Below are 13,266 nucleotides of genomic sequence, written 5' to 3' on the forward strand. Positions count from 1 at the left end.
CGCCATACCCGCGCAAACGCAGCTCTTACCGCGTACGCATGTGGTCCCCTCAATACTGGACAGAGAGGACGGGGTGCCCTCAGCCATGCGATCTTGTGTGGCAGACCGCGGCACTTCCCCTCAGCGGGCCTCGTTACCATGCGTGGACGCACATTCCGACGACCACTGACGACGACGAGGGACGGACGAGCGCGTGGCCGAGGCGGCTCACTTCCAGGGGACCAGTGCCTCACCTGCCCGCCGGTGGCTGAGGCGCACCGGCGCGCTGCTCGCGGGTGCGCCCTTGCTCGCCGGGCTGCTCCAGCTGCCCGCCGCGGCGCCCGCCCAGGCCGCCGCCTCGGACACGGTCGCCGTCTCCCTGGATTCGCTGAGCCCCAATGCCCCCGGTGACGGGGACACGCTGACCGTCTCCGGCACGGTGACCAACAAGGGCAAGCAGACCGTCACCGGCGCCCACGTAGGCCTGCGGGTGGGCCCGATGCTCAACACCCGCTCGGCCGTCGACGGGGTCGCCCGGCACGCCGACGACCTGCAGGGCGGTACCGGCACCGAGGTCGACGGCAAGTACGAGGAGAAGTTCGCCAAGCTGGCCCCGGGCGTCTCCGAGCACTTCAGCATCTCCGTGCCCGTCGACAAGCTGAACCTCGGCCAGGACGGCGTCTACGAGTTCGGCGTCGCCCTGTCCGGCCAGACCTCCGCCCAGCCCTGGGACCAGATTCTCGGCATCCAGCGGACGTTCCTGCCGTGGCAGCCCTCCGAGGCCGACACCAGGACGAAGACCACCTTCCTGTGGCCGCTGCTGTCCACGGTCCACATGACGGCCAAGACGGGCGCGGGCGAGCAGCAGACACCGGTGTTCCGCGACGACGACCTGGCCGAGGAGCTCGCGCCGGGCGGGCGGCTGGCGCAGATGGTGGAGCTGGGCAAGGACCTGGACGTCACCTGGGTGATCGACCCGGACCTGCTGGCCTCGGTGGACGCGATGGCGCTGGGCAACTACCGGATCCAGGGCGACGGCGACAACACCACGCCCGGTTCCCGCGAGCACCAGGCGCTCGCCAAGCAGTGGCTGGCGAACCTGCAGAAGGCGGTGGCGGGCAAGGAGGTCGTCGCGCTCCCCTTCGGCGACCCCGACCTGGCGTCCCTCGCGCACAACGGCACCAGCGTCACCGGCTCCCTGAGCTACCTCAAGGGCGCCACCGACGTCGCCGCCACCACGGTCAAGACCGTGCTTCACGTCACACCGAGCACCGACTTCGCCTGGCCCGTGAACGGGGCCGTGGACCCGTCGATCATGAAGGTCGCGACGTCCGCCGGAGCCGACCGGGTGATCGCCCGCAGCGACAGCCTTCAGGAGACGGCCGGGTTGTCGTACACCCCCTCCGCCGCCCGCCCGGTCGGCGGAGGCACCACGGCCGTGGTGGCCGACGGCCGGCTGTCCACCGCCTTCGAGCGCGATCTGACGGACGCCGGCTCGTCCACGCTCGCTGTACAGCGGTTCCTGGCCCAGACCCTCGAACTGAACGCCCAGACCGGCGAGCAGCGCAGCATCGTCGTCGCGCCCCAGCGCACCCCCACCGCGAGCCAGGCCCAGGCGATGGCCACCGCCCTGAAGGCTCTCCAGGACAGCACCTGGTCCGAGTCCCAGGACCTCACCGCGGCCGCCAAGGACAAGCCCGACGCCCAAGCCACCACGCGCATCCCGTCGACCTCCGCCTACCCGTCCTCGCTGCGCCGGCAGGAGCTGCCGCGGACGGCCTTCCAGCAGATCGCGCTCACCCAGGACAAGCTCGACAACTTCCAGGTGATCCTCACCGACCGGTCCCGGGTGGTCACCCCCTTCGGGCGGGCCATAAACCGTGAGATGTCCACGTCGTGGCGCGGCCGGAGCGAGGAGGCGGACAGCTACCGGGGCGGCGTGGAGGCATGGCTCGACGAGCTCGCCGACCAGGTGAAGCTGATCGACAAGTCGGAGACCAAGCTCTCCGGCCGCAGCGCCACCATCCCCGTCACCGTCCAGAACAACCTGGTCCAGCCCGTCGGGCATCTGGTCCTGCGCCTGACCTCGACCATGCCGACCCGTCTGAAGATCCACGGCAAGGCCTACTACGAGGAGCCCGTGGAGGTCTCCGGCGGGCACAGCCAGTCCGTGAAGTTCGCCACGGCGGCGGGCGCCAACGGCCGTGTCACGGTGACCGCCCAGCTGTACACGGAGGACGGCCAGGAGTACGGCGACGCGGTCAGCTTCGACGTGAAGGTCACCGAGGTCACCCCCACGGTGATGCTGGTCATCGGCGGCGGCGTGCTGCTGCTCGTCCTCGCCGGTTTCCGGATGTACACCCAGCGCAAGCGCGCGGCCGCCCGCCAGGCCGAGGAGGACGGCCCCGACGGGACGGCCGAGGCCACCGACGAGCCCGGGAACCCCGGAGCACCCGGCGACCGTCTCCCCGAGGAGTCCGACTCCGCCACCGGGGCAGGCGACCCGGAGCAGCCGAGTGACCCTGCGCCGGACACCGCACCGGAAAGCACCGACCCGTCCGGGACGGGTGAGAGAGTGGACCGTTGAGCGATGTCGTGGCCGGTGGGCCCGGGACGATGAGGTGGGGTAAGCATGAACGCGCCGTACGACGGTGAACGCGGCCAGGGCGCGGCCGGCTCGGGCTACCCCGAGACGCCGCCAGAGCCCGGCCAGGTGCCGCCGCAGCACGCGGGGGACATGTATCTCCAGGACACCTACGACCAGGATCCCTACCGGGCGCACGACCTGACCGCGCAGGACCCGGTCGCCGAGGCGCTCTACGACCGCGCCGCGCACCCGCCGCCGCCCCCGGGCAGCTACGAGCAGCAGCAGCCGCTGTACGCCCCGCCCGCCCAGACGCCGTACGCCCCCGACCCCCGTGTGTGGGCTCAGACACCGGCACCCGAGCCGGAGGGCGCGAACACCATGCCCTTCGGTGACGACCCGCGCACGACGCAGTTCGTGGGCGTGGACGACCTGGTGTCGCACTCCGGCGAGGAGTACCACGAGCCGGACGCCTTCGCGCATCTCTTCAAGGACCAGCAGCAGGGCGGCGGACACCCGCCCATGGACCAGCCGGGCGTCCCGGGGCCTGCCCCGGCGCCGGGCTACGCCCAGGGGGGCGCGGGACCGTACCCCTCTCCGTACGGGCAGGGCCAGCAGCCGGGCGGCTCGTACACCGGGGCCTCGTACCCGGCGGCGCCGTTCGCCGGGAATGCGCCGCAGCCGCCGGTGCCCGCGCCCAGCGCGGCCCCGGATCCGGCCGGCGCGGTCGTGGCCGAGGCGCCGGCGGCTCCCGCGGCCCCGGCCGCTCCCGCCAAGAAGGGCGGCAAGGCCGCCGGGCTGCTGAAGTCCAGTGCCGTGATGGCGGCGGGCACGATGGTCTCCCGCCTCACCGGCTTCATCCGCTCCGCGCTGATCGCCGCGGCCCTGGGACTCGGCTTCCTCGCCGACTCCTTCCAGGTGGCCTACCAGCTGCCCACGATGATCTACATCCTCACCGTGGGCGGCGGTCTGAACTCCGTCTTCGTGCCGCAGCTCGTGCGGTCCATGAAGGAGGACGAGGACGGCGGCGAGGCGTTCGCCAACCGTCTGCTGACCCTCGTCATGGTGGCCCTGGCCGCGCTCACCGGCCTCGCGATGTTTGCCGCACCGCTCCTCGTGCGACTGCTGTCGCAACCCATCGCGAACAACACGGCCGCCAACGACGTGGCGGTCACCTTCACCCGCTACTTCCTGCCCTCGATCTTCTTCATGGGCATCCATGTGGTGATGGGTCAGATCCTCAACGCGCGCGGGAAGTTCGGCGCGATGATGTGGACTCCGGTCCTCAACAACATCGTCATCATCATCTCGCTGGGCGCGTTCATCTGGGTCTACGGCAGTGCCGCCAACTCCCACATGGACGTCACCAGCATCCCGCCGGAGGGGCAGCGACTGCTCGGTGTCGGCGTGCTGCTCGGTCTGGTCGTGCAGGCCCTGGCGATGATCCCCTACCTGCGCGAGACCGGCTTCCGGATCCGGCTGCGGTTCGACTGGAAGGGCCACGGCCTCGGCAAGGCCGCGATGCTCGCCAAGTGGACCATCCTGTTCGTCCTCGCCAACCAGGCGGGCGCCATGGTCGTCACCCAGCTGTCCACGGCCGCCGGCAAGGACTCGGGCGTCAAGGGCACCGGCTTCGCCGCCTACGCCAACGCCCAGCTGATCTGGGGCCTGCCGCAGGCCATCATCACGGTGTCCCTGATGGCCGCCCTCCTGCCGCGGATCTCCCGTTCGGCCGCCGAGGACGACGCCGGTGCGGTCCGCGACGACATCTCCCAGGGCCTGCGCACCACCGCGGTCGCCATCGTGCCCATCGCCTTCGGCTTCCTCGCGCTCGGCATCCCGATGTGCACGCTGATCTTCGGCTCGGCGGGTACGAGCTCGGCCGTCAACATGGGGTACATGCTGATGGCCTTCGCCCTCGGCCTGATCCCCTATTCGGTCCAGTACGTCGTCCTGCGCGCCTTCTACGCCTACGAAGACACCCGCACGCCGTTCTACAACACCGTGATCGTGGCGGCGGTCAACGCGGGCGCCTCCGCGCTCTGCTACTTCCTGCTGCCGGCCCGCTGGGCGGTCGCCGGAATGGCCGCCGCGTACGGCCTGGCCTACGCGATCGGTGTGGGCATCGCCTGGCGGCGGCTGCGCAAGCGGCTGGGCGGCGACCTGGACGGGGCCCGGGTGCTGCGCACGTACGCGCGGCTGGGCATCGCCTCGGTGCCCGCGGCCCTGCTCAGCGGCGCGACCTGCTACGGCATCGGGAACACACTGGGTCACGGCGTGGTGGGTTCCTTCGCCGCCCTGGTCGTGGGCGGCGCCGTGCTGCTCGGCGTCTTCTTCGTCGCCGCCCGGCGTATGCGCATCGAGGAGCTCAACTCGCTCGTGGGTATGGTTCGCGGGCGTCTGGGGCGCTGAGGCGGGGGTAGGCGCACAACCATCGTCCGCCGCCGTGTGTCGTGCATAGCGGCGGACTGTGGGCACAATTGGGTTCGGCGTCGGACAGCGTGCAACGGATGGGGAGGCAGGGACGACGGTGGCGGAACGGAGCACGGCTGCCGTCGACGTGGCAGACAACAGCGGTGATCAGCCGCTGACCGCCAAGGCGGAGCAGTCCACGGCCGACGGGGTGGCCAAGAACCCGGAGCGGGACAAGGACGGCGACGAGGCGCAGGGGAGCGGCGGTATCGAGGGTCCCGGGCAGAAGACGTCCCCGCCCGAACTGCACAGCGGTCACAAACTCGCCAGACGGTACCGGCTGGAGGAGTGCGTCACCCGACTGGACGGATTCAGCAGTTGGCGCGCGGTCGACGAGAAGCTCCGTCGTGCCGTCGGCGTCCACATCCTTCCGGCGGATCATGTGCGGGCCCGCTCGGTCCTCGCCGCGGCCCGTTCCTCGGCGCTGCTGGGTGATCCCCGCTTCGTCCAGGTCCTCGACGCGGTCGAGGAGAACGACCTCGTCTACGTCGTGCACGAGTGGCTGCCCGACGCCACCGAGCTGACCCCGCTCCTGGCGGCCGGCCCGCTGGAGCCGCACGACGCCTACCAGATGGTCAGTCAGATCGCCTCGGCGATGGCTGCCGCCCACCGTGAGGGCCTGGCCCATCTGCGGCTCAACCCGAACGCCGTGCTGCGCACCTCCAGCGGCCAGTGGCGCATCCGCGGCCTCGCGGTGAACGCCGCGCTGCGCGGCATCAGCTCCGAAACCCCGCAGCGGGCCGACACCGAGGCGATCGGCGCCCTGCTGTACGCGGCGCTCACCCAGCGCTGGCCGTACGAGAACGACGCCTACGGCATGTCCGGCCTCCCCAAGGACATCGGGCTCATCGCACCCGACCAGGTGCGCGCCGGCGTCCACCGCGGTCTGTCCGAGCTGGCCATGCGTGCTCTGGTGAACGACGGTGCCACCGCCTCGCGTCACGAGGCCGCGTGCACCACGCCGGAGGAGCTGGTCAAGGCGATCGGCGAGATGCCCCGCATCCGCCCGCCGGAGCCGACGTTCAGCGCACCGCCGGAGTACCAGCGCACGACCTACCAGCAGGGCACCTACGGCCGCCCCGCGCCGCACCCCGGGGCCACCCAGCCCCTCACGACCCCGCCGCCTCCCCTGCAGAGCCGCACCGGCAAGGCACTGAAGTGGGCGGTCTCCGCCCTCCTCATCGCCGCCCTCGGCCTGGGCAGCTGGCAGCTGGCGGACGCCCTGATGGACCACGGCGACAAGCCGACCGACACGAACAACACCCAGACCGAGGACGGCGGCGACAAGGGCGCGAAGAAGCCGACGTCCGGCAAGCCGATCGCCATCGAGAGCGCTCGTGACTTCGACCCGTTCGGCAAGGACCAGTCCGAGAAGCCGGGTGACATAGGGAAGGTCTACGACGGCAGCACGGCCACGTACTGGCAGACGGACTTCTACCTGAGCCCGGCGTTCGGCAATCTGAAGTCGGGCGTGGGCGTCATCCTCGACCTCGGCAAGGTCCAGGAGGTCGGAAAGGTGACCGTCAGCTTCGTGGGCGACACCTCGGTCGAACTCCGCAGCGCGAGTGCGGACGCCGGATCCGAACCGACGTCGTTCAACCAATACTCCAAGGTCGCCGAGGGGTCGGGATCGACCGTGCAACTCAAGCCCGGCAAGTCCCTCAAGTCCCGCTACCTGCTGGTGTGGCTGACCAAGCTGCCCCTGCAGGCGGACGACGGGAATTGGCGCGGCAGAGTGGCCGATATCAAGGTGACCAGCTAGGTTCCCCCCAGGGAGGGGCCCATGGCTGAAGGTGTCGGGTACGGCGGCGTGCGGGACGAGGAGTTGCTCGCTCGTCATGTCGAGGGCGATCACGATGCCTTCGGGGAGATCGTGCGGCGGCATCGGGATCGGCTCTGGGCCGTTGCCCTGAGGACGCTGGGAGACCGCGAGGAGGCCGCTGACGCGGTCCAGGACGCCCTCGTGTCCGCCTACCGGGCCGCTCACACCTTCCGGGGGCAGTCGGCCGTCACGACGTGGCTGCACCGGATCACGGTGAACGCCTGCCTGGACCGGGCCCGTAAGGCCGCCACCCGGAAGACCGCTCCCGTCGACGACACCGAGCGGCTGGAACAGTTGCTGGAGCCGCACGAGTCGGCCTCGGCGCCGGCGGAGCGGAACGACGTCCAGCGGCAGCTGGTGGAAGCGCTCGGCACCCTGCCCTATGAGCAGCGGGCCGCCCTGGTGCTCGTGGACATGCAGGGCTACCCCGTGGCGGAGGCTGCCCGGATCCTCGATGTGCCGACGGGCACCGTGAAGAGCCGCTGCGCCCGAGGCAGGGCCAAGCTGCTCCCCCTGCTCACCCACCTACGGCCCGAGGGCACCGGGGGCGCAAAAGAATCCGGCCCGGGGCGGAACCGTGCGACGGGGGCATCCGTCCCACCGGCAGCAGGGGATCCGAACGGAGGCCCCGGGGATAAGGGCACGAGCGATTCAGCCGTAGTGAAGGGCGGAGGTGGGCGAGCGTGAATTCCTCGACAGACACGGCCGGGCACCCGGACGTCGCGGAGATCTCCGACCTCACCGAAGGTCTTCTTCCACCGGACCGCAGCTCGGACATACGACGGCACCTGGATTCGTGCGAGCTCTGTGCGGACGTCCACGCGTCGTTGGAAGAGATCAGGGGGCTCCTGGGCTCCGCGGCCGGGGCCGAGCGCATGCCGGACGATGTCGCCGGGCGCATCGATGCCGCCCTCGCTGCCGAGGCACTGCTCAGCGCCACCACCCCGGATACGGGCGACGCCGAGCTCTTCGGTGCCGCCCCGGAGGCTCACACGGAGGACGAGGGACATGTTTCACGTGAAACAACGGCCCCGTCGGGTCGCCCGGCAGGGCACCCCCAGGCGGCGACCGGTCCGGGCCGCAAGGGCCGTGAGCGCGGACGGCGGCGCCGGCGCGTAGCCCTGGGTGCCGTCCTCACCGCGGCAGTGCTGGGGGCCGGCTCACTGGTCCTGCAGTCCTTCCAGGACCACTCCTCCGACAACACGGCCCACGGGCACCCAACCGCTTCCGCCGAGCCGTTCTCCGGCAACAGCGTCCAGAGCCAGGTCGCCGATCTCCTCGCCGGGAAGAAGACGCGGCAGGGGACCGGCACCCAGAGCCCGGACGGCAGCCTCGGCACCAAGCAGAACACGCCGGGGTCGACCGAGAGCGCCAACACCCTGATCCAGAGCAACGCCCCCGTCCCCGACTGCGTACGGCAGGCGCTCCGGCGGAGCGACACCGTTCTGGGCGCCAAGACGGGAACGTACGACGGGAAGGCCGCGTACCTGGTCGTGGTCCGTGACGCCGAGGACAGCGCGCGTGTCATGGCCTATGTCGTCGACGCGGCCTGCGCCGGTCAACAGCCCGCCTCCGTCGGCAAGGTTCTCCTCAAGCAGTCCTTCCCCGGGTCGTGAACTGGCGGAGCGTTTCGTCAGTCTCTGGGAGGTGCGTGTGCCCGGACACACCGGGAATGCGGGCCCCGTAGGATCCGTTGGGTGGTGTGAGAGTCCCGAAAGGGGCTCCCACCGGTCGACTGACGCAGACCAGAGACGAGGAATCAAGCCGTGAGCGACGTCCGTAACGTGATCATCATCGGCTCCGGGCCCGCCGGCTACACGGCGGCGCTCTACACCGCGCGCGCGTCGCTGAAGCCCCTGGTGTTCGAGGGTGCCGTCACCGCCGGTGGCGCGCTGATGAACACCACCGAGGTCGAGAACTTCCCGGGCTTCCGCGAGGGGATCATGGGCCCCGACCTCATGGACAACATGCGCGCCCAGGCCGAGCGGTTCGGCGCCGAGCTGATTCCGGACGACATCGTCTCCGTCGACCTGACGGGCGAGATCAAGACCGTGACCGACACCGCTGGGACGGTCCACCGGGCGAAGGCCGTCATCGTCACCACCGGCTCGCAGCACCGCAAGCTCGGCCTCCCCAACGAGGACGCCCTCTCCGGTCGCGGTGTCTCCTGGTGTGCCACCTGCGACGGCTTCTTCTTCAAGGACCAGGACATCGCCGTGATCGGCGGTGGCGACACCGCGATGGAGGAGGCCACCTTCCTCTCGCGGTTCGCCAAGTCCGTGACGATCGTCCACCGCCGGGACACGCTGCGCGCCTCCAAGGCGATGCAGGAGCGCGCCTTCGCCGACCCGAAGATCAAGTTTGTGTGGGACAGCGAGATCGCCGAGGTCCAGGGCGACCAGAAGCTCTCCGGCCTGAAGCTGCGCAACGTCAAGACCGGCGAGCTGTCCGACCTGCCGGTGACCGGCCTGTTCATCGCGATCGGCCACGACCCGCGCACGGAGCTCTTCAAGGGGCAGCTGGACCTGGATGAGGAGGGCTACCTGAAGGTCGCCTCCCCCTCCACCCGCACCAACCTGGCCGGCGTCTTCGGCGCCGGTGACGTGGTCGACCACACGTACCGCCAGGCGATCACCGCGGCCGGCACCGGCTGCTCCGCCGCTCTGGACGCCGAGCGCTTCCTCGCCGCCCTCGCGGACGAGGACAAGGCGGAGCCCGAGAAGACCGCCGCAGTCTGACCTTCCTCTTCCCCCGCTTCACCGCACGAACAAGCTAAGGAGCCCGCCGTGGCCGGCACTCTGAAGAACGTGACCGACGATTCCTTCGAGCAGGACGTCCTCAAGAACGAGAAGCCCGTCCTGGTGGACTTCTGGGCTGCCTGGTGCGGTCCGTGCCGCCAGATCGCCCCGTCCCTCGAGGCGATCGCGGCCGAGTACGGCGACAAGATCGAGATCGTCAAGCTCAACATCGACGAGAACCCGGGTACGGCCGCCAAGTACGGCGTCATGTCCATCCCGACTCTGAACGTCTACCAGGGTGGCGAGGTCGCCAAGACCATCGTCGGCGCCAAGCCCAAGGCCGCGATCGTCCGCGACCTGGAAGAGTTCATCACCAAGTAGGTCGATGACGGGAGCGCTGCCGTCGCCGGCCGGCGGCAGATGTTTCACGTGAAACACGAATGGGCCAACCCCTGAAGGGTTGGCCCATTCGCATGGAAGCCCTGCGCAGCCGTCAGCCGCTCCAGCCGCCCGGCTACAGCGGCCGCAGCGCCGGCTCCTTCTGCACCGCGCCCAGGAGCCGGTCGAGGGCCATCTCCACGTCTTCCTTCCAGGAGAGGGTCGACCGCAGCTCCAGCCTCAGCCGAGGATGCGTCGGATGCTGGCGGACGGTCTTGAAGCCCACGGCCAGAAGATGGTCGGCCGGCAGCATGCAGGCCGGCTCCTTCCAGCGCGAGTCCCCGAAAGCCTCGATGGCCTTGAAGCCCCGGCGCAGCAGATCTTTGGCGACCGTCTGCACGAGCACACGGCCGAGCCCCTGGCCCTGATAGCCGGGCATGATGAAGGCCGTCATCAGTTGGACGGCGTCCGGCGAGACCGGGCTCGTGGGGAAGGCCGACGAGCGCGGGACATAGGCCGGCGGAGCGTAGAGCACGAAGCCCACCGGGACGTCATCGACGTAGGCCACGCGACCGCATGAGCCCCACTCCAGCAGGACCGCGGAGATCCAGGCTTCCTTCTCGGATGCGGAGGTTCCCGCCTTCAGCGCCGCCTCGCCGCTGACAGGGTCCAGCTCCCAGAAGACGCACGAGCGACAGCGCTGGGGAAGGTCCTGAAGGTTGTCCAGCGTGAGCGGCACGAGCCGACGCCCCATGAAGGCTGTTCCTCACTTTCCTCACCCGCCGCATCGAGAGCGGCTGTCAGAGCGCTCCGTTCCCTGAGCAGGCTGCCGACGAACCCGCCGACCGCTCCCAGGCTCAGACCCGCGCTCACCAGTCCGGTGCGGTACATCGATCGCATGGCCCCCGACTCCCCACTCCGAGGTGCAGTTGCTGTCCGGTGGATGCGCCATACCCGTTCGCATCGTATCCACGATGCGATTCGCTCGATACCGCCTCAAAGCAAAGAGCGGGCCGTGTTCCGGTACACACCGGACACGGCCCGCTCCCTTGTGCGCTGTCAGGCGGATCGCCCGAGGAATCAGTCCTCTGTCTCCTCGGGCGCGTCCTCCCGGAGGCTCTTCTGGAGGGCCAGCCGCTCGCCGGGGGCGAGCGTGCTGAGGATCCGCTCAAGGTCGTCCGGGGAGGCGAACTCCACGGTGATCTTGCCCTTCTTCTGGCCCAGCTCGACCTTCACCCGCGTCTCGAACCGGTCGGAGAGGCGGGTGGCCAGCTCGTTCAGCGCCGGGGAAGGGACGGAGCCGGCCCGGGGGCCCTTGGCACGCGTGGCTCGCTGGGGCCGCGAGCCCATCAGCGTCACGATCTCTTCCACGGACCGCACGGACAGCCCCTCGGCCACGATGCGGTTCGCCAGGCGGTCCTGCTCCTCCGAGTCCTCGACGGACAGCAGTGCCCGGGCGTGGCCGGCCGAGAGGACGCCCGCGGCCACCCTCCGCTGGACGGTCGGAGAGAGCTTGAGCAGACGCAGGGTGTTGGAGACCTGAGGACGGGACCGTCCGATCCGGTCGGCCAGCTGGTCGTGCGTGCAGTTGAAGTCCTTCAGCAGCTGATCGTAGGCAGCCGCCTCTTCGATCGGGTTCAGCTGCGCGCGGTGCAGGTTCTCCAGCAGCGCGTCCAGGAGGAGCTTCTCGTCGTCCGTGGCCCGGACGATGGCCGGGATGGCCTCCAGGCCGGCCTCACGGCAGGCCCTCCAGCGCCGCTCGCCCATGATCAGCTCATAGCGGGCGGGACCGAGCTGCCGTACGACGACGGGCTGCAGGAGACCGACCTCCTGGATGGAGGTCACCAGCTCGTGCAGAGCGTCCTCGTCGAAGACCTCACGCGGCTGACGCGGGTTCGGCGTGATGGCGTCGAGCGGGATCTCCGCGAAGTGCGCACCGACCGGCGGCTCGGGTGTCTCCGCCACCGGGCTCGCCGGGAACTCCTCGGCCTCCTGGACGACCGGCGGCAGCGTGGCCACCTTCGCCGCGGCCACACCGCGGTCGGTCGTCAGTACCGGCACGGATGCGGGAGAAGAGGATGCTCCACCCCCCATGGCGGCCGGGGGCGGCGTCTTCTCAGTCGGGGCAGCGGGGATCAGTGCGCCGAGTCCACGGCCCAGCCCCCTCCGTCGATCGCTCACTGGATCCCCTCCACCATGCTCGGGTCGTTCTGAGCGCCGATGTGGGCCTGGCCAGCGTCATAGCTGACACCGACGCCCTTCAGCGCAATTTCTCGGGCCGCCTCAAGATAGGACAGCGCACCACTCGATCCAGGATCGTAGGTCAGCACCGTCTGCCCGTAGCTCGGCGCCTCGGAGATCCGGACCGAGCGGGGGATGCTCGTCCGCAACACCTCGTCACCGAAGTGGGTACGCACCTCGTCCGCGACCTGTGAGGCGAGTCGCGTCCGGCCGTCGTACATGGTGAGCAGGATGGTCGACACATGCAAGGTGGGGTTGAGGTGACCTCGCACCAGGTCGACATTGCGCAGCAGCTGGCCGAGACCCTCCAGCGCGTAGTACTCGCACTGGATCGGGATGAGGACTTCCTGCCCGGCGACCAACGCGTTGACCGTCAGCAGACCCAGCGAGGGCGGGCAGTCGATCAGGATGTAGTCCAACGGCTGCTCGTACGCCTGGATCGCGCGCTCCAGCCGGCTTTCCCGGGCCACCAGCGACACCAACTCGATCTCCGCACCCGCGAGATCGATGGTGGCGGGGGCGCAGAAGAGGCCTTCCACGTCCGGGACCGGCTGGACGACCTCGGCGAGCGGCCTGCTGTCCACCAAGACGTCGTAGATCGAGGGAACTTCGGCGTGGTGGTCGATCCCGAGGGCCGTGGAGGCGTTGCCCTGCGGATCGAGGTCGATCACCAGGACACGGCCGCCATGCAGAGCCAGCGAAGCGGCAAGGTTGACGGTCGTCGTCGTCTTGCCCACGCCGCCCTTCTGGTTGGCGACCACGATGACTCGGGTCTGCTCCGGTCGCGGCAGGCCTTCGCCCGCGCGGCCAAGAGCCTCTACCGCCAGTTGGGCAGCACGACCGATGGGAGTGTCGTCCATCGGGGGCGGTGTTTCACGTGAAACATCCGCTCCCATCGACTCGGTACGGGGACCGGGGACCGGATCGGTCATCGGTCCCGCGATGTTGGCGTCGGACCGCAAGGATTCACTCTCCTCGACTTCAGGCTCGCAATGAACAGAGCCTCCCATGTCTTCGGGGTCGTGAACCAGTGAGGCCTGGTCTTCTGTGGA

At 69.9% G+C, this 13,266-nt stretch carries 10 protein-coding genes; 7 read left to right on the forward strand and 3 right to left on the reverse strand.

Annotation, left to right across the window (positions count from 1 at the left end; translation table 11 throughout):
* Positions 1–193 precede the first annotated feature (193 nt).
* From N8I86_RS19700 to trxA, 7 genes are all read left to right on the forward strand, one after another.
* A complete protein-coding gene (locus tag N8I86_RS19700) occupies positions 194–2,566 on the forward strand; it encodes a DUF6049 family protein (RefSeq protein WP_073887322.1) in 2,373 nt (790 codons plus the stop codon).
* A 45-nt stretch (positions 2,567–2,611) separates the two neighbouring features.
* A complete protein-coding gene (gene murJ / locus N8I86_RS19705; RefSeq protein ID WP_263278339.1) occupies positions 2,612–4,975 on the forward strand; it encodes a murein biosynthesis integral membrane protein MurJ in 2,364 nt (787 codons plus the stop codon).
* 118 nt (positions 4,976–5,093) lie between these two features.
* Entirely contained in the window at positions 5,094–6,797 is a 1,704-nt protein-coding gene (locus tag N8I86_RS19710; protein ID WP_263278340.1) for a protein kinase family protein, read from the forward strand.
* A 21-nt stretch (positions 6,798–6,818) separates the two neighbouring features.
* Positions 6,819–7,544 (forward strand): RNA polymerase sigma factor SigM, encoded by a 726-nt coding sequence (sigM, locus tag N8I86_RS19715; RefSeq protein WP_263278341.1) that lies wholly within the window; start codon positions 6,819–6,821, stop codon positions 7,542–7,544.
* Positions 7,541–8,473: a hypothetical protein gene (locus tag N8I86_RS19720; protein ID WP_263278342.1), complete on the forward strand. Its 933-nt coding sequence runs from the start codon at positions 7,541–7,543 to the stop codon at positions 8,471–8,473. The genes sigM and N8I86_RS19720 overlap by 4 nt, the downstream gene beginning before the upstream one ends.
* A gap of 150 nt (positions 8,474–8,623) precedes the next feature.
* Complete coding sequence (trxB, locus tag N8I86_RS19725; RefSeq protein ID WP_073887330.1) at positions 8,624–9,595, forward strand: thioredoxin-disulfide reductase; 972 nt, start codon at positions 8,624–8,626, stop codon at positions 9,593–9,595.
* Between the two features lie 48 nt (positions 9,596–9,643).
* Positions 9,644–9,976 (forward strand): thioredoxin, encoded by a 333-nt coding sequence (trxA, locus tag N8I86_RS19730; RefSeq protein WP_073887332.1) that lies wholly within the window; start codon positions 9,644–9,646, stop codon positions 9,974–9,976.
* A 133-nt stretch (positions 9,977–10,109) separates the two neighbouring features.
* Here the strand turns inward: trxA and N8I86_RS19735 are convergent, their stop codons facing one another.
* The 3 genes from N8I86_RS19735 to N8I86_RS19745 all read right to left on the reverse strand — a co-directional run bounded on the left by N8I86_RS19735 (position 10,110) and on the right by N8I86_RS19745 (position 13,224).
* Positions 10,110–10,727 (reverse strand): GNAT family N-acetyltransferase, encoded by a 618-nt coding sequence (locus N8I86_RS19735; RefSeq protein WP_123437343.1) that lies wholly within the window; start codon positions 10,725–10,727, stop codon positions 10,110–10,112.
* Positions 10,728–11,053: 326 nt separating this feature from the next.
* The gene (locus N8I86_RS19740) at positions 11,054–12,154 is read right to left on the reverse strand and encodes a ParB/RepB/Spo0J family partition protein (protein WP_263278343.1); all 1,101 of its coding nucleotides are present in this window, start codon (positions 12,152–12,154) and stop codon (positions 11,054–11,056) included.
* Positions 12,151–13,224 (reverse strand): ParA family protein, encoded by a 1,074-nt coding sequence (locus N8I86_RS19745; RefSeq protein WP_073890251.1) that lies wholly within the window; start codon positions 13,222–13,224, stop codon positions 12,151–12,153. The genes N8I86_RS19740 and N8I86_RS19745 overlap by 4 nt, the downstream gene beginning before the upstream one ends.
* Between the last annotated feature and the right edge of the window lie 42 nt (positions 13,225–13,266).

The sequence above is a fragment of the Streptomyces albidicamelliae genome, from assembly GCF_025642175.1.
GTDB lineage: Bacteria > Actinomycetota > Actinomycetes > Streptomycetales > Streptomycetaceae > Streptomyces > Streptomyces albidocamelliae.